This is a genomic window from Bdellovibrio sp. BCCA (assembly GCF_037996825.1).
Taxonomy (GTDB): Bacteria; Bdellovibrionota; Bdellovibrionia; order Bdellovibrionales; family Bdellovibrionaceae; genus Bdellovibrio.
The window spans coordinates 2,054,295-2,070,018 of record NZ_JBBNAC010000001.1; the positions used below are offsets into that span (position 1 = coordinate 2,054,295).

Sequence of the window (15,724 nt, forward strand, 5' to 3'; positions counted from 1 at the left end):
GCAAGAATTTCGGATCCACGTCTATATATAAGAAAAAACGTGAGAAAGAGTCCTTTTCATTCGGCAAATTATGTTAATGCTCGAGTGGAGATTTATGTAGGAGGCCGAACGTTAGGACGTTCGCTGAGCTGATCACAAAAAGCAAAAGCCCTCTTTCGAGGGCTTTCGTTACTGAACTTAAGTTCGTTAGTCCTTTTCAGGATCTAATTACTTAGTTTCGCCAGCAGGTGCTGCAGGAGCTGCTTCTGTAGTTGCAGGAGCTGCTTCAGTAGTAGCTGCAGGAGTACCTTCAGCTGGAGCTGCTTCAGTAGTAGTTGCAGGTGCAGTTTCAGTTGTAGCAGGTGCTTGCTCAGCAGGTTGGTTTTTAGAGCAAGTGAAACCAGTTGTGAAAGAAAGTGCTAGCAAAGCCGCGATAACGATAGCTTTCATTGTTGTTGTCCCTTCATTTAATAAATTAATGCTTAACGCATTTTTTGTTTTCAAAACTCGACTAAGGACCAAGTTACACAAAATTGCGGCCTCTTGACAAACGAATTTTTAAAATTATTTTTGGCAACGCGAACACCAGAAGGTATTTCGTCCGCCTAAAACTTTCGATTTCACCTGTTGCCCACAGGTCACACATTCTTCTCCGGCACGATCATAAACCCGAAAAGTCGTCTGAAAATATCCACTCTCCCCGGACGCTTGAGCGAAGTCACTGATCGACGAACCCCCATGCTCAATGGATCGAGTTAAAATTTTTTTAATCTCTTTTGCCAAGATGTCCGCTCGTTCCCGCGTCAACTTATATGAAGGTAATGTCGGCTTTATCCCGGCAGCAAAAAGCGCCTCACTCGCATAGATATTTCCAACACCCACCACAATCTTTTGATCCATGATGGCTATTTTTATAGCAACTTCTTTACCACGCAGACTTTCCCAAAGCTCTTTGCCGGTGAATTGAGAACTTAAGGGTTCTGGCCCCAACGCCTTTAATTTCGGATGTTCCAGAGGATTTTGAACGAAGTCAAAATAACCAAAACGACGAGGATCTCGGTACGCCAAACGAAGTCCGCCAGAGAAATGCAGATAGATATGATCATGCAATCGCTCATCACCGGGAGGTGCGACCCGCCATGTCCCTGTCATCCCCAGATGAGAGAGCATCGCTCCTTTTTTTGTCCACAAGAGCAGGTACTTTGCCCGTCTTTCAACGGAAAGAAGTTTCTCTCCGACAAGCGTGCTGATTTTTTTGGCAGGAATCGGTTCGCGCAAATCAGGTCGCTTCAACTCTACTTTTTTAAGAGTCGGCTGATCTTTCAAAATATCTTCAAGGCCGCGACGGACGACCTCTACCTCTGGCAACTCGGGCATATTTCACCTCTCTACGCACAGCGCAGGCTTGCATTTTATCAGGAGTTTCACCAGGATGCTAGGATGACTGAAAAGAACGCCCCTCAACAAGAAAACGGTCTCTTAAATCTGATTTTTAATATCGTTTTACCCGTTTTAATTTTAAATAAATTAAGTAAATTTATCGGCCCTTTGGCGGCGTTGCTACTCGCGCTCGCATTTCCTTTGGGATATGGGGCTTACGATTTAGTGAAAAGAAAAAAAGCCAATGCGTTTTCAGCGTTGGGTCTACTGAATGTGCTTTTAACTGGAGGCTTGGCTCTTCTCGGCTTGCACGGTTTTTGGTTTGCAGTCAAAGAAGCGGCTTTCCCGACTCTTGTAGGTCTTTTTGTTTTTGGTTCTGCCTTCACGAAGCGTCCTTTTATTGAGACGCTCTTTTTAAATCCGTCCGTAATGAAAGTAGATCTTTTAGAGCAACGCTTGGCGGAACATGGAAAACAGGCGGAATTTCACGAGCACATGAGAAAAGCTACATTGTGGTTGTCTCTTTCATTCGTGTTTAGTGCGGTTTGCAATTTTGTTTTGGCGAGAAGAATCTTTATTAATATTGATACGACTCTTTCGCCGGAAGCTCAGTCCTTAGTGCTTAACGACCAAATCGCCACGATGACGACTTGGTCAATGGCGATCATCATGGTTCCTTCTATTTTGTTTTTATTGGGAATCTTCTGGTACCTCATGCGAGGAATCAAACAATACGCCGGTCTTTCAACGGAAGAACTTCTAAAGGAATCTTAGAAGTCTCCTCCGTCGTCTCCGAATGGTGGCGGCGGCGGTGGTGGAGGTGGGAAATCACTTCCTCCCCCGAATCCTCCAAAGTCATCGCCTCCAAATGGCGGTGGTGGTGGAGGCGGCGGCGGTGGTGGAACATCACCGAAATCGTCGGACATATTCGGGGCAGGCACGTAGCCACCGTCTCCGAAATCATCAAATGTAGGTGGCGGCGGGAATGAAGAACCGGAACCTCCACCAAAAGAACTTCCTCCTGATGAAGACCCAGTGCTTCCCGGCAATTTTCCGTATTTGGGTTGCGCCCCAAAAAGAGCGCGTTTGCGGTATTCGTAACGAGGTCTTAGCTCTTCAAGTCCGAGCTCTTGTTCTTCTGTTGGCAGGTGCTCAGCAAGACGATTGATCTTTTCGTCTTTGTTTTTTCTCTCGGCGTACGCTTTGCGTTCAGCCTCTTGAGCCTCTTCGTACTTCTTTTTGTCGGCCGCGTCAGCTTTTGCTTCAGGGCCTTCTTCGCTCATGGATTCTCTCTTCTTATCTTTTTTATAACCTTCCAAGTCGCGATTTTTTTGATTCTCCCACTGCTCTTCTTCTTCGAGATAGGCTCTCTCCCCTTTGGCGCGGGCTTCTTCAAACTGATTTTGATTTTTTTGATGCTGAGCAAAACCAGAAAGACGGTTCATTTCCGAGTTCTGCGCATGCGCTGGCGAACTCAGAAGAGTGAAAAAAAGAGCGGCGTAAGTGGCTTGCAAATACCGTGAAAGAATCATTCTGGCCCCAGTCTACCAATGCTTTCGCTTTTTTTTGAGCAAACAAAAAAGATGCTCGACCTTTGGCTAATTCCTGAATAACTTAAACCCCTGTTTTAAGGAGCACTATGGACGCCTTGCAAAGCATCGGGATATTCGCAGCACAAACGTTTCTAATTCTCTTCGCCATTTTGGCGGTGATTATCACTATTGCAATGTTGGCCTCCAGAGCTGGCGACAAGAGTGAACTTCAAATCGAACTTTTGCACAAAAAATACAAACGCTTCCGCAATCTTCTTAAATCACAAACTTTGACAAAGAATGAGCGCAAAGATCTTAAGAAAAAACTAAAAGAAGAACGCAAAGCTCAAGACAAAGAGTCGCGTGATCACGAAAAGAAAATCTTCCTGGTGGATTTCGAGGGCGATATCAAAGCGTCTGCTGTTGAAAACCTGCGTGAAGAGATCACGGCTATTCTGACAACGGCGACACCGCACGATGAAGTTGTCGTCCGTGTAGAAAGCCCGGGCGGCATGGTTCATGGTTATGGCCTTGCAGCCTCACAACTTTTGCGTGTTCGTGAAAAAGGCATTCCTCTCACTGTGTGCGTAGATAAGGTCGCTGCCAGCGGTGGTTACTTGATGTCTGTGACTGCGAACAAAATTCTCAGTGCTCCTTTTGCGATCGTGGGATCTATCGGTGTCGTGGCGCAAGTTCCGAACGTGCACCGTGCGCTGAAAAAATTCGACGTCGATTACAAAGAGTACACAGCTGGCGAATACAAACGCACAGTGAGCTTGCTTGGCGAGATCACACCTAAAGGCGAAGAAAAATTTAAAGAACAACTTGAGGATACTCACGTTCTCTTTAAGAATTTCGTTCATAAATTCCGTCCCAATATGAATCTGGCGGAAGTGGCGACGGGCGAATACTGGTACGGAGAACAAGCTCTCGGCAAAGGTTTGGTTGATGAAATCCGCACGAGCGATGATTACCTTTTAGGACTTTCAGAAAAGCACCAAATAGTTAAAGTAAAATACGAACATCATGAAAGTTTAAGTGATAAACTCACAGGAATTATCGGAAAGGCTTTTAAAAAAGGAAGCCTTTCCATTATAGAAGAACTTGAAACGCGACGTTTTCTTTAATAAGGACGTAGAGTGCAAACACCAGTACTTGAAGTAAAAAATCTTGAGACGACATTTCAAACCAATGCGGGCCCTGTGCGCGCTGTGAACAATGTCAGTTATAAAATTGATCGCGGTCAGACTTTAGGAATCGTGGGCGAATCTGGATGCGGCAAGTCAGTGACGTCGTATTCCTTGATGCGCCTCATCGAAAAACCGGGGAAGATCTCCAACGGTCAGGTTCTTTTAAACGGTCGCGATCTTTTAAAGATTTCTGAAAATGACATGGAAGAAGTTCGCGGCGGTGAAATGGCGATGATCTTCCAAGAGCCTATGACAGCTCTTAATCCTGTTTTGACCATCGGCTATCAGATGGATGAACAGATCATGAAGCATAAAAAATGCTCTCCGAAAGAATCTCGCGAACGCGCTATTGAAATGCTTCGCCTGGTGGGCATCCCTTCTCCTGAAGAACGCTACGAGTCCTACCCTCACCAACTTTCCGGCGGTATGAGACAAAGAGCGATGATCGCGATGGCTCTTTCTTGCGATCCGACTTTTTTGATCGCGGATGAGCCAACGACAGCTTTAGATGTCACAATCCAAGCGCAGATTTTGGAACTTATCCAAAACCTTCAAGAAAAATTCAATATGACAGTGCAATTCATCACGCATGATCTGGGAGTTATCTCTGAGATCTCTGACAAAGTGATGGTGATGTACGGCGGCCAAACTTGCGAACAAGCCGACACACAAGAGTTGTTCTTAAATCCCCGTCACCCTTACACGGCGGCGTTGATTTCTTCTCGTCCTAAATTTGGTGAGCGTGTAAAACGTCTGACAACTATTGAAGGCAGTGTTCCGGCTCCTTTTGAACTTCCAAAAGGTTGTCCGTTTGTAAACCGATGCACTCGCGCGAAAGCGGATTGCACTCATCACAAACCGCCTTTGAATGAAATCAAACCAGGTCACACTGTGGCTTGCTTCAATCCGCTTTAAGCACTGGGGAAAATCAAATGAGTGAAATCATTCTTGAAGCAAAAAATGTAAAAAAGCACTTCCCCATTCGCAAAGGTCTTCTTCTTCGCGAAGTGGCCAGCGTGAAAGCTGTTGATGACGTTTCTTTAGTTGTGCGCAAAGGAGAAACTCTGGGCCTCGTCGGAGAATCCGGTTGTGGTAAATCCACCTTGGGTCGCACGCTGATTCGCCTTTACGAACCGACTGCGGGAGCCATCGACTTTGACGGCCAAGATTTCTTGAGTCTTAAAGGTGAAGCTCTTCGCAAGAAGCGTAAAAACATGCAGATGATTTTCCAAGACCCGTATGCGTCTTTGGATCCCCGCATGACTGTCGGCCAAATCATTCGTCAGCCGATGGACATTCACGGCGTTGGCAGTGTTGCTGAACGCAATCAACGTGTTTTGGAATTGATTGAACTTGTGGGTTTAAGAAAAGCGCACGTGAATCGCTACCCGCATGAATTTTCCGGCGGTCAACGCCAGCGTATCAGCATTGCGCGCGCGATTGCTCTGAATCCTGAATTGATTATTTGTGACGAGCCCGTCAGTGCTTTGGACGTTTCCATCCAAGCGCAGATTTTGAATCTTCTTAAAGATCTTCAAGAAAAATTAAAACTGACTTATGTCTTTATCTCCCATGATCTTTCTGTGATTGAACACACGTGCGATCGTATCGCCGTCATGTATCTTGGAAAAATCGTGGAGATCGCAGAGCGCGATGAGCTTTTCAGAAATCCGCAACATCCTTATACGCAGGCACTCATCGGAGCGATTCCACGTGTGGGTCAGGGTAAGAAAAAGATGAAAAAATCTTTGAGTGGCGAAGTGCCAAGCCCTATCAACCCGCCATCGGGTTGTGCTTTCCATCCGCGCTGCCCGCATAAGATGGACATCTGTGCGTCTCAGACTCCGACATTGGACGGAACTGGCGCGCATAAAAAAGCGTGCTGGCTCGCCGCGGACGCGGGCAGTGCCGCAGCGCTAAGCGCGAAGGCTGAAGCAGCTACAAATAACGAATAAAGAAACTTAATTACTCAACAAGGAGAACGTATGTTGAATAAGTTTGCGAAAGGACTCATGTTGGTGACAGGTTTGGGTTTTGCGACTCAAGCGATCGCTGCGCCGACAAATGCCGAACTTAAAATCGGTATCTCTCAAGAATTTGAAACTATGAACCCTCTTATCATGACGATGTCAGCTTCGGCTTACATGTATCGTCTGGTAGGCCGTTCACTTGTGAACCTGACTCCAGAAGGTAAATGGGTGGCTCAATTGGCTAAAGAAATTCCTTCTTTGGACAAGGGCACGGCTAAAATCGTTGAAGATGGCGGCAAAAAGAAGATCGTTGCGACTTGGGAAATTCTTGAGAACGCAAAATGGGGTGACGGAAAACCTGTTATCTGCCAGGACTTCATCACAGCTCACGATATCGCGATCAGCCCGACTGTGAGCGTGGGTGAAAAAGAACAGTGGACTCAAGTCGAAAAAATTGAAATCGACGCGAAAAATCCAAAGAAATGTACTTTCAAATACGACAAAGCAAAATGGGACTTCTACCAACTTGCTCAGTTCTTCCCTATTCCAACTCACTTGGAAAAACCTGTTTTCGATAAATACGGAAAACAAAAAGAGGGCTACGAAAAGAACTCTAACTACGTTCGCAATCCAACCAATCCTGGATTGTACAACGGTCCTTACGTGATCTCTGAAGTGAAATTGGGATCTCACGTGGCGTTTGCTCCAAATGCAAACTTCTACGGTAAGCAACCGAACATCAAAAAAATCATCGTAAAGTTGATTCCTAATACAGGAACTTTGGAAGCGAACCTGCGCTCTGGAACAATCGATATGATTTCTGTTCTAGGTCTTGATTTCGACCAGGCTTTGGCTTTCGATAAAAAAACAAAATCTGAAAATCTTCCTTACGATGTTCACTTTGTTCCGTCTGTAACTTATGAACACATCGATCTTAAGTTGGACAACCCGATCTTAAAAGACGTTCGCGTTCGTAAAGCTCTTCTTTACAGCATCAACCGTGATGACCTTGTCAAAGCGCTTTTTGAAGGCAAACAACAAGTCGCAATTCACAATGTATCTCCAAAAGATCCTTGGTACACAGCAGATCCTAAAATCGTGACTTTGTACCGTTACTCTAAGCGTGAAGCGGGCAAACTTTTGGATGAAGCTGGCTGGAAAATGGGAGCTGATGGTTACCGTTCTAAGGATGGTAAACGTCTTTCTTTGACGTTCCAAACAACAGCGGGCAACAAAACTCGTGAGCTTGTGCAAGTTTATTTGCAAAACCAATGGAAACAAGCCGGTATCGAAGTTCTTGTGAAGAACGAACCTGCCCGCGTTTTCTTTGGCGAGACAATGACAAAACGTAAGTTCGAAGGTCTTTCATTGTTTGCATGGGTTTCTTCTCCTGAAAACAGCCCACGCTCAACAGTGTCTTCTAAGGCGATTCCAAATTCTTCAAATGGTTGGTCTGGACAGAACTTCCATGGTTGGAACAATGCTCAAGTAGATAAAAACTTGGATGCTTTGGATCTAGAATTCAACGCGAAAAAACGCGCGGACTTGGTTCACGACATCTTGAAAGCTTACACGAACGACGTTCCTGTATTGCCGCTTTACTACCGCTCTGACATTTCTGTGACTCCAAAGAATTTGAAGAACTACAAAATGTCTGGCCACCAGTTCTACGAAACAAACAACGTAGAAGACTGGGTTTTGAACTAACGATTTTTGCATGGCGGGTTTAAACTCCCGCCGGAGGAACCTTCATGACTACATTTATCACTCGCCGCATTTTGCAAACACTCGCTGTGATAGTGATCCTATCTTACGTGTGTTTCTATTTGATGAGCTTAATGCCAGGTGACCCTGTAGACATGATGGTCGCTTCAAATCCGAAGATCACAGCAGAAGACGTGGCTCGTTTGAAGTCTTTGTACGGACTGGATCAACCGGTCTATAAAAGATACTTCAACTGGGTCACTTCGATCGGCCAAGGTGATCTTGGTTACAGCCGTACTTACCGAGTGCCCGTGCAAGAACTCATGGGCCCTCGTTTGTGGAACACGTTCCTTCTTTCATTTATCTCTTTGGGACTTTCCATTCTGCTTGCCATTCCACTCGGAATCATCTCGGCTCTTAAACCGGGAAGCCGCATGGATTATTTTATGAACCTGTTCTCGTTTGCGGGGATTTCGATTCCTTCTTTCTGGCTTGCGATCGTTTTGATTATTATCTTCGCCGTTAAAATTCCGATTCTTCCTGCGGGAGGAACACAAACTATCGGAGGCGAACCGATGGGATTCTGGGCTGACATGATGGATCGTTCGATCTATTTGGTTTTGCCTGTTTTAAGTCTTTCTATTCAGCAAATCGGACGTTTTTCTCGTTTCACTCGCTCGGCGATGCTCGAAGCTATGCGCAATGATTTCATTCGCACGGCGCGCGCCAAAGGCCTTTCTCGCAGCGTGGTGATTTGGAAACACGGTTTCCGCAATGCTTTAATTCCACTTATTACGATCTTAGCGTTAAGCTTCTCGGGTCTTTTTTCGGGAGCCATCCTGACTGAAACCGTATTCGCTTACCAGGGTGTCGGTAAACTTGTTTATGACTCTATCATCGGGAACGACTACAACGTCGCGATGATTTCTTTTGTTATCTCTGTCAGCATGGTTCTTTTAATGAATCTTGTTGCCGATATCGCGTATGGATTTGCTGATCCACGCATTTCTTATCAATAGAGGGTGCGTATGAGTTCAAATGAAATGACAATGAACGATTTAGAAATTGATACAACCTCCCTGTCTGCAAAGGATCGTGCTGAGATTGAAAAAGCACAACCCATGTGGAAGATGGTTTTAACTCAATTCGTTGAGCACAAACTAGCCGTTGTCGGCGCTGTGATCATCTCGATCTTTATGTTGGTTTCTATTTTCGCCGGCCAAATCCAAAGCATCACAGGTCTAGATCCTGACGCACAAAACGTAGCAAATCGCTATTTGGCACCTATGACGACGGCACAAGCCGGCCAGGATGTGCGTGAAACGGATGTTGAAAAGTTCATCGTTGCTAATCCTGAAGCCGCAGACAAAGTTCAAAAAGCTCTGGTTGAAAAAGGCCTTGTGACTGTTGCGGAAGCTGATGCAATTTATGATCTGACAGCTCGTGATATCAAAGAAGCCATCAGTGCTCTTCAGGCTTTGAATATTCCTGAAGCTTCCAGTGTGATCTCCATGTTTAAAAACTTTGAAACTTTCCATCTGTTTGGAACGGACGAACTAGGTCGTGACGTTTTCATCCGCCTTGTTTATGGAACTCGCGTTTCTATGGGTGTAGGTGTTCTTGTTGCTATTGCCTCTGCTTTGATCGGTTTGTTGATCGGAAGTGTTGCAGGATTCTATGGTGGAATTATTGACACCGTTCTTATGCGTGTGACCGATGCACTTATATCCTTGCCAACCATTCCAGTTTTGATTGTGATGGCCGCGATTGATTTGACAAAAATTCCTTGGCTGAAAGCCATTGTCAGCACATCCAACGAAAGTATCTTTAAGATGGTCATCATCTTGTGTATCTTTTCTTGGATGACCGTAGCTCGCCTTGTGCGCGGAAGTATTCTTTCAATTCGCGAAAGAGAATTCGTTTTAGCAGCTCGCACCCTGGGCGCGAAAGATAGTACTATTATCGTTCGCCATATGTTTCCAAACGTGATTGCACCGATGTTGGTGTCAATCACTTTGGGCGTCGGCGAGTCTATTCTGTTTGAAGCGGCTTTAAGTTTCTTGGGTCTGGGTATCATGCCCCCGACGCCAAGCTGGGGAAACATGCTTAACAACGCGCAAGAGTTGATTTACCAAGCTCCGTTCTTAGCAATTCTTCCTGGTGTTTTGATTTTGCTGACGACAATCAGTTTTAACTATTTGGGCGATGGTCTTCAAGACGCTATTGATCCGAAAGCGATCCGCCGCTAACCGCCGTGTTCCACGGTCCTTGGGCTCTGCGATGATAAAAATTCTCCAGAGCCTTGCGGTTTCTTTTCACTGTTTCAACATCCAACCACGACTCCACCGCATTTTGATATTCTTTGCTATTGGCGGCTTTCTGCAAGGCCTGATCCACTTGTGTGATCACCTTCTTACCCCACGCATTTTTCGTGCATGCAAAGTAAAGAACGGTTGAAGGATAAACTTCTTTTAAAGGTTTATAAAAGAGCGGCTTTTCCGGATAGATGCTTTCATTGAAATCGCGCACGACGGGTTCGTATTCAATCGTGTAGTCATAGCGTCCCTTGTGCACCATCTTAAGAAGAGACATATAGCCTTCGCTGGTTCTCAATTGATGAATTCCCGGGTTGGTTTTTGATTTTTGTTTCAACATTAAGTCAATGGCCGGACCGTAAGATCTATTTTCTGTAAAAATGGCCGAGAGATTTTTCTTTTCTAATAGATCTTTCAACGAAGGATGATCGGAAGTTTCAGAGTAGATATCTGCTTTCGAAGTGACGAAGACATATTCATGTGGCACCTGAAAACCAAGGGCTGTGAAGTACGCCCATTTTTCTCGCTCTGGAGTTATTAAGGCTGAACCTGAGCAAATATTTTTATTTAACTTCCAAAGCTCCACCGCGCGCGGCATATCAGCATAGACATCGCTGAATTGATAATTAGGAAGTCGTTCTGCAATGACTTTTTTAAGGCGGTCCATTCGGCCTTCGCCTTTTTGTGGACCTTTCAAAATATAATAAGGCGACCAGTCAGCAACAGCCCAAGGGATCGTCATTTTCGCTTCTTTTTTCACGAAAAGATCCTGGGCTCTGACGAGATTCACGATAAACAAAGTAACGATAAGAAGACTCCAAACTTTCATCTGTGGCCTCTTTCGATACTTAATTTACTCCGCTTTTGGTTTCTCTCCATTATGTTATTTGTAAGGACGCCGGCGGCAAAAGTCTGTCCATCTGTGTAAAAAACACCTGTTCCTTAACAATGAAAGGTCCTTGATTCGCATTAAACACGGCACGGATCTTGTTATATGGAGGTCGAACGGGGTTTCACATGAAAACGATACTTTCATTTTTTGCGACGATCTTATTTACTGCGAATGCCTTTACTCAGACATCGGCGGAATTGACTTGCCGTGCACAAGCTAAAGAAATGGCGATGCAGACTTATTCTTCCTGCATTACCGAAGCTCGTAATAACCAAGTCGAAGAAATCCGAAAAAACTATCAAAAGGAACTTTCGGACCTTAAAGCGAAGTACGACAAAGAGCTCAAAAAAATGAACACAGGTGCTGCAAAAAAGGCCTCTAAACACGCTATAGCGCCTACGGTTAAAGAGGTTCAAGCTCCGCGACCAGTAAAAGGAATTGCGAAAGAGCTTCCAGGAAAATCCCCTATGGCGTCAGAGGCCGCTCCAGTACAAACTGTCTCAGAAGGAACCAAAGTCGTTGCCGTAGGGTCTGAGGAAGCCTCGGGACTCGAAAAAGAGGCGGCCGATGCTGACCAAGTCGAAATTATCGAGATGCCGACTGAATAACCTGCATTAAATCCCAGCCTTCTCGTTGATTTTCCTCCCAGACAGGTCTAAAAAGTGTAGACTTAAAGAATCTGGGAGGAACCCCATGGGTGAGTTTAGCCTAACGCATATTTTACTTCTTGCTATCATCGCTTTGATCTTTTTTGGTCCAAGCCGTCTACCACAATTGGGTCAAGGTTTGGGTAAAGCCATCCGCGGCTTCAAACAAGGTTTGAACGAAATCGACGTAGATCCAAAAGACATTCAAGACAACCGTCAGCAAGTAAGCCATCAGCAACAACAGCAACAAACTGTGAGCCAAAAGCAAAACGAAACACAACGTTCGTAATTAGATCTTTCTGCCTTCGTGGAATTAGAGTTACACTTAACTTAACACCATGAAGGCATTTCTTTTTTATTCCCGTTATTCACTGCCCTACTTTTTCGCGGTTCTTGCCGTGATCGGTGCTGCTTTGGGAGGTCCTTGGACTTTTTTGGGAGCCGCCGGTGTTTTTGTTTTTCATCCTCTGATCGACAATCTTCTTCTTAAAAATAAAAAAGTGCCTGAGCAAAGACCGACCTCTTTGTGGTCGTTGGTTTTGCTGATTTCTGCTTTGCCATTTTTATGTGTGTTTGGTTTTGTCGGAATACTTAGTTCTTTGAAAGCTTCTTCTTATGAGCTCGTAGGTCTTATGCTTTCTTTTGGAACGATCATGGGACTTTTGGGAATTAATACCGCTCACGAACTTGTTCATCGTAAAGAAAAAGAATTGCAGCAATTAGGTTTCGGACTTCTTTCTTTAGTGAACTTTTCGCACTATGGAGTTGAGCACGTTTTTGGACATCATAAAAACGTCGGCACTCTAGAAGACCCGGCAACGGCCCGCAAGAATGAATGGATATATTTTTATTTTGTACGGTCTTACTTCAAAGGCCTTTGGGAAAGTTTTTTTATTGAGCATCGCCGCCTTCGCCAAAAAAGTTTTTGGCATGTTTTTAAAAATCGTGTTGTCGGCTGGGGGCTTTTGCAGATCTTCATCACTCTTTCGGTCTATGCTCTTTACGGAACGCAGGCTTTGTTTTTCTGGATGGGCCAAAGCTTTGTTGCCATTCTGCTATTACAAACCGTCGACTACATTGAGCACTACGGACTTGTGCGCAAGAAGAATTCCGACGGTCTTTATGAAGGTGTGAAAGCGAAACATTCGTGGGATAGCTATCAGGCTTTTACAAATTATGCCTTGATCAATTTAGGTTATCATTCGCATCACCACTTAAAAGCGACTCTGTCTTTCAATGAGTTGCACGAACAAGACGACGCTATGAAATTGCCTTACGGTTATTCTGTGATGGCGCTGATTGCCTTCGTGCCGCCACTTTATTTTAGTGTGATGAATCCGCGACTTCCCCAAGAGAATCCGAAATAATACTTAAAGCCCCTGCTTCTAGATATTGTTTTGCAAGATCAGCATCGTTTACGGTCCACAAAGACACAGGAATTTTTCTGCTTTTCCATTTTTGCAGCGATTTGATATCGACATAGTGATAGTCCAAATGCAAAACATGGACTTTCACATACGGCGCCAACCACATCTGGCGCAGATAGATTTTATTTTCAGGTTCTTCTTCCAAGGTGGCTAAAAGAGCGCGCGGCACCTGAGGTAAATGACGGCTCAGTCTCCACAAGGAGAGAGGATTAAAGCTTGAAAACAAAATGCGTTTTTCTGCTTCATGCTTTTTGATAACGGCAGACACTTTTTCTTCCAAGCGTCCATCAAAGACTGAATTCGTTTTTAATTCAACGTTAAGATATTTTGGAATATCGGTAGATAAAAGAACTTCTTCAAGTGTGGGCGCTTGGGCCCACACTCGCAATTCAGCGGCCGTGCATTCGCTGACGAACTTCCCTCTTCCGGCAAGACGCTTTAAATCAGCATCATGGAAAACCACAGGCACTAGATCCTTGGAAAGACGAACATCCATCTCCACCATTTTAAGACCGCGCGCTTTCGCAGCTTCAAAAGAGGCCATCGTGTTTTCCTGCGCTCCGCCCTTCCAATAGCCGCGATGTCCTTGATAGCTTGGAGGCATTAAAGCACCTTGCGGCCATGGCAGCGATCTCCAGGTAAAATGGCGATAAATTAAAAACGCAGCCATGATTAAGACAACGAAAAGAAAAAGCATTATTTCCTCATTGTTTTCGCGGAGTCTTCAAGGAACTGAGGATTTTCACGGTCCCCATCTATAAACCACTTTCTATGTCTCTTACCTTCTTTGGCAAGCACACTGCCCTTAAGATCTCCGTCTTCATCCCAAGAACCGTCCGTCAACAAACGTCCGGTTTTTCCAATTTGCCCTTGAAAGTTTTTCCAGGAAAGTTCTTGAGATTTCTTTAAATGAAACTGACCGGTCAAAGAGTTGAGAGTTAACTTTCCACCATTCCACCAAACAGGTTCTGTCACTTGTTTTAAAACATCGGCTCCCGGTGATCCTGGAACCACGACCAAGGATTTCACTTGCGCATTAAGAACGACTTCACCTTGAGCCCAATCGACGGACGCTTTTGTTTTTTCAAAGCTTAAGCCTTCAACATTCATACTATCGACACGAAGAAGACCTTTTAGATAAGACATCTGACCTTTTTTAATTTTGACATCACCATCAAGACTCAAAAGTCCGATATCCCCGCCGTTTGTCATCAACTTTTGCACCGCCGGGTCCAGCACGACTTCATCCACACGCGTTTTCACTTCGATATCTTGGAAATCCCGATCGGCTTTCATTTTCACATCACCGATGAATGTTCCTGCTCTGGGTTCGACACGTTTGATGTGAAAATTCCAATCATTGTCTTGCAGATCAATGTCCCCAACCATGTGTTCAATGACTTGCACTTCACGCTGGCCTTTGTTTGAAAAAACAAATTGCAAACCTGAATGTTCGCCTGTCATTTTCATTTTTTGATCTGAAACAATTTCGGCTCGTCCGGTAAACACACCGAGTTCGCCTAGCATGCTCGTGTTCTTCGGACGATTTAACAAAACCAGTAATTTCCCGATATCGAGCTTTTTTACATCGACAACAATAGGAGAATAGCGAAGGGGCTCTACCGAAGAGATATCGATGCGATCCACACGCATCTCTCCTAAATCTCCTTCAAGACGCATATCGCGCACTTCAATCGGAGACGTGCGCACTTTGTCTAACGGAGCCACCAGGCGCGCTTTAGAGGAAATCCATACTTGGCGGCCGTTAAGATCTTTGGAAGCCAAGCCATACTTTTGCATAATCGTGAGGATTTGACTCAGAGGAATGTGTTTCAAATCTGTTTCGATCGCCAACAGCTGTTCATCTATCGTGTAGTTGGCAATAATACTGTAATGACCTTCACGCCAGTTTCCGAAAAAGTGAGATTGAATTGTGGCTTCAGGAGATTCTTTATATTGAACGTAAAGATTAGCGTGAGAAAGATAATCTCCAACTTGAGCATCTTTAAGAAGATGCGTTTTGGCCGTGACCTCAATCACTTTAGGTTCAAAAGATTTTACTTTGGCTACGAAATTTAAAAGTTCAGAGTGATATTGGGGATATTTTTCAGAAGAAATTTCTAACTTCTGCACACGAATACCGCGCACGTCGTTTTGATATTTTTGCGATTGTTCAGACGGAGACAGTGTTACCAAGGGAGCCGGTTTGTTGTCCGCTTTTTTTTCTTCTTCTTGAACATCGCAATTTTTAAAATCTTCACGCAGAACAAGTTTGACGTTGTTCGCTTCGATATTTTGAATAGGTGTTCCTCCACGAAGCGCGTTTAAGATAGAAATCGGCAAACGCAACTCGTCCACTTCCAAGATGGGAGCCGCCCAACACTTCTGTGAAGATTCCATACGCACTTGGGAAATGATCACAGCAAAGCGAGGCAAAATGCCGTCACTCATACTAAACTGCGCGGAAGCAAAATTAACTTTAACGTCTTTGTGAATGTGACTTGCCGCTTTTTCGATCTGAGCAAAAACTCGCGCAGGAGATAAAAGAGATTTCGCCGTGTACCCTAAAAAGAACGACAAGATAAGACCGGAAAGGAGAATCACCATTCCCGGTTGTTCTGCAATAAGATGTTTATCTGAAGATGCTGATGATGAGCGTTTGCGCGAGTCCATGGTTTATTGTCACAG

Annotated in this window: 16 protein-coding genes; 10 read left to right on the forward strand and 6 right to left on the reverse strand. The window is 44.7% G+C overall.

The features are described from left to right. Positions 1 to 207 precede the first annotated feature (207 nt). Positions 208 to 483, reverse strand: a complete 276-nt coding sequence (locus AAAA78_RS10150; protein ID WP_340591916.1) for an acylneuraminate cytidylyltransferase — start codon at positions 481 to 483, stop codon at positions 208 to 210. 60 nt (positions 484 to 543) lie between these two features. Next, positions 544 to 1,356 (reverse strand): bifunctional DNA-formamidopyrimidine glycosylase/DNA-(apurinic or apyrimidinic site) lyase, encoded by an 813-nt coding sequence (gene mutM, locus AAAA78_RS10155; RefSeq protein ID WP_340591917.1) that lies wholly within the window; start codon positions 1,354 to 1,356, stop codon positions 544 to 546. A 63-nt stretch (positions 1,357 to 1,419) separates the two neighbouring features. On the opposite strand from mutM, the gene AAAA78_RS10160 reads away from it, so the two are divergent. Further along, positions 1,420 to 2,133, forward strand: coding sequence for a VC0807 family protein (locus tag AAAA78_RS10160; protein ID WP_340591918.1), 714 nt, complete (start codon positions 1,420 to 1,422; stop codon positions 2,131 to 2,133). Here AAAA78_RS10160 and AAAA78_RS10165 read toward each other — a convergent pair. Next, on the reverse strand, positions 2,130 to 2,891 hold the full coding sequence (locus AAAA78_RS10165) for a hypothetical protein (protein WP_340591919.1): 762 nt from the start codon (positions 2,889 to 2,891) through the stop codon (positions 2,130 to 2,132). The genes AAAA78_RS10160 and AAAA78_RS10165 overlap by 4 nt on opposite strands. A 107-nt stretch (positions 2,892 to 2,998) precedes the next feature. Here AAAA78_RS10165 and sohB point away from each other — a divergent pair, with 107 nt between their 5' ends. Genes sohB through AAAA78_RS10195 form a run of 6 tightly spaced genes read left to right on the forward strand, consistent with a single transcriptional unit; the run spans position 2,999 to position 10,004 of the window. Further along, on the forward strand, positions 2,999 to 4,018 hold the full coding sequence (gene sohB, locus AAAA78_RS10170; protein ID WP_340591920.1) for a protease SohB: 1,020 nt from the start codon (positions 2,999 to 3,001) through the stop codon (positions 4,016 to 4,018). Positions 4,019 to 4,030: 12 nt separating this feature from the next. After that, on the forward strand, positions 4,031 to 4,996 hold the full coding sequence (locus AAAA78_RS10175; protein ID WP_340591921.1) for an ABC transporter ATP-binding protein: 966 nt from the start codon (positions 4,031 to 4,033) through the stop codon (positions 4,994 to 4,996). A gap of 17 nt (positions 4,997 to 5,013) precedes the next feature. Beyond that, positions 5,014 to 6,036: an ABC transporter ATP-binding protein gene (locus AAAA78_RS10180; RefSeq protein ID WP_340591922.1), complete on the forward strand. Its 1,023-nt coding sequence runs from the start codon at positions 5,014 to 5,016 to the stop codon at positions 6,034 to 6,036. Positions 6,037 to 6,066: 30 nt separating this feature from the next. Continuing rightward, positions 6,067 to 7,758 (forward strand): peptide ABC transporter substrate-binding protein, encoded by a 1,692-nt coding sequence (locus AAAA78_RS10185; RefSeq protein WP_340591923.1) that lies wholly within the window; start codon positions 6,067 to 6,069, stop codon positions 7,756 to 7,758. 44 nt (positions 7,759 to 7,802) lie between these two features. Further along, positions 7,803 to 8,774, forward strand: coding sequence for an ABC transporter permease (locus tag AAAA78_RS10190; protein ID WP_340591924.1), 972 nt, complete (start codon positions 7,803 to 7,805; stop codon positions 8,772 to 8,774). Positions 8,775 to 8,783: 9 nt separating this feature from the next. Further along, on the forward strand, positions 8,784 to 10,004 hold the full coding sequence (locus AAAA78_RS10195; RefSeq protein WP_340591925.1) for an ABC transporter permease: 1,221 nt from the start codon (positions 8,784 to 8,786) through the stop codon (positions 10,002 to 10,004). On the opposite strand, the gene AAAA78_RS10200 is transcribed toward AAAA78_RS10195, so the two are convergent. Then, entirely contained in the window at positions 9,976 to 10,899 is a 924-nt protein-coding gene (locus AAAA78_RS10200) for a TIGR02285 family protein (RefSeq protein WP_340591926.1), read from the reverse strand. The two genes, AAAA78_RS10195 and AAAA78_RS10200, sit on opposite strands and share 29 nt — an antisense overlap. Positions 10,900 to 11,087: 188 nt before the next feature. On the opposite strand from AAAA78_RS10200, the gene AAAA78_RS10205 reads away from it, so the two are divergent. From AAAA78_RS10205 to AAAA78_RS10215, 3 genes are all read left to right on the forward strand, one after another. Continuing rightward, positions 11,088 to 11,570 (forward strand): hypothetical protein, encoded by a 483-nt coding sequence (locus AAAA78_RS10205; RefSeq protein ID WP_340591927.1) that lies wholly within the window; start codon positions 11,088 to 11,090, stop codon positions 11,568 to 11,570. Positions 11,571 to 11,655: 85 nt separating this feature from the next. After that, positions 11,656 to 11,898 (forward strand): twin-arginine translocase TatA/TatE family subunit, encoded by a 243-nt coding sequence (gene tatA / locus AAAA78_RS10210; RefSeq protein ID WP_295900514.1) that lies wholly within the window; start codon positions 11,656 to 11,658, stop codon positions 11,896 to 11,898. Between the two features lie 49 nt (positions 11,899 to 11,947). Further along, positions 11,948 to 12,976 (forward strand): alkane 1-monooxygenase, encoded by a 1,029-nt coding sequence (locus AAAA78_RS10215; protein WP_340591928.1) that lies wholly within the window; start codon positions 11,948 to 11,950, stop codon positions 12,974 to 12,976. On the opposite strand, the gene AAAA78_RS10220 is transcribed toward AAAA78_RS10215, so the two are convergent. Further along, positions 12,933 to 13,733 (reverse strand): glycerophosphodiester phosphodiesterase, encoded by an 801-nt coding sequence (locus tag AAAA78_RS10220; protein WP_340591929.1) that lies wholly within the window; start codon positions 13,731 to 13,733, stop codon positions 12,933 to 12,935. The genes AAAA78_RS10215 and AAAA78_RS10220 overlap by 44 nt on opposite strands. Continuing rightward, complete coding sequence (locus AAAA78_RS10225; RefSeq protein WP_340591930.1) at positions 13,733 to 15,709, reverse strand: hypothetical protein; 1,977 nt, start codon at positions 15,707 to 15,709, stop codon at positions 13,733 to 13,735. The genes AAAA78_RS10220 and AAAA78_RS10225 overlap by 1 nt, the downstream gene beginning before the upstream one ends. Positions 15,710 to 15,724: the final 15 nt, after the last annotated feature.